This is a genomic window from Arthrobacter sp. Y3225116 (assembly GCF_059091245.1).
This window is the reverse complement of sequence record NZ_JBNHGL010000467.1, coordinates 1-1,042: the sequence shown is the minus strand read 5'-3', so window position 1 is coordinate 1,042 and position 1,042 is coordinate 1. Positions and strand designations below refer to the sequence as shown.

At 70.2% G+C, this 1,042-nt stretch carries 2 protein-coding genes; both read left to right on the top strand.

Annotated elements, in window-relative coordinates:
* A partial coding sequence (locus AC5RV2_RS18335) for a 6-phosphofructokinase (RefSeq protein WP_494093516.1) occupies positions 1-299 on the top strand: 299 nt, incomplete at its 5' end.
* Between the two features lie 21 nt (positions 300-320).
* On the top strand, positions 321-1,025 hold the full coding sequence (locus AC5RV2_RS18330) for a GNAT family N-acetyltransferase (RefSeq protein ID WP_494093515.1): 705 nt from the start codon (positions 321-323) through the stop codon (positions 1,023-1,025).
* Positions 1,026-1,042: the final 17 nt, after the last annotated feature.

The following is a 1,042-nucleotide window of genomic DNA, read 5'->3' as shown; positions in this document are numbered from 1 at the left end:
CGAGGCTCGGCGGCATCGGCGAGCGGCTGGCCCCCGAACTGGAGGCGCGCACCGGGATCGAAACGCGCGCCACCACACTGGGGCACATCCAGCGCGGCGGGGTCCCCTCCGGCTACGACCGTGTGCTGGCCACCCGCCTGGGCATGGCGGCCGTGGACTCGGTGGTGGAGAAGCGCTGGGGCACCATGGTGGCGATTAAGGGCACGGACGTCGTGCACGTGGGCTTCGAGTCGGCGCTGAACAATCTAAAAACCGTCCCGCAGCATCGTTACGACGAGGCGAGGGTTCTCTTCGGCTAAGCGTTCAGTAGGGTGGCAGGTATGCGATTGGACGCAGGGACGGCTGACATTGTGCTGCTGGCGTGGGCGCGGTTGCTCGGATTCTCCGACAACGCCTTCATCGCGGCCGACGACCGGCTGACCAGGATCAACGAGGACTCCGGGACCCTCACCTTCGTGCGCTTGTTCGGCCGCTCAGCGCTGGTGGGGCCGGAATGGGCCGTCGCCGCGGCCGCCCGGTACTCGGACGACGACCTGGCCGAGCACCAGACGCTGATGCTGCTGAGCCGGGAGCACGGCGGGCACGGGCTGGGCAAGGCCGTGTTGTCCTACGCCGAAGACCTGCCGGTGGTCCAGCCCGAACGGGAGGCCCTGGTGTCCACCGCGGGCAGCGACGTCGCCCGGCTGGAAGACAGGTGCCCGCCCGATGACACGCACGAAGCGGGGCTGGCCGGCATGGACAAGTCGTTTGTGCTGCTGGACGGCAGCACCCCGATGGCCGGCGCGGGCTACCAGGAGTGGCAGCAGATCCTCGGCCACGTGGGCGTGCTGACCGCGCCCACCTACCGGCGCCGCGGAGCCGGCGCGTTGATCGCGGCGATCGCCGGCCACGAGGCGCTCTCCTCCGGACTCATTCCGCAGTGGCGCTCGCACGAAGAGAACAGGGCCTCCCGCGCGCTGGCCGCGAGCCTGGGGTTCTGGGACGCGGGCACCCAGACCTCGGTGATCCTGCAGAAGCAAAGGTGACCGCGGCGGCGCCTGCG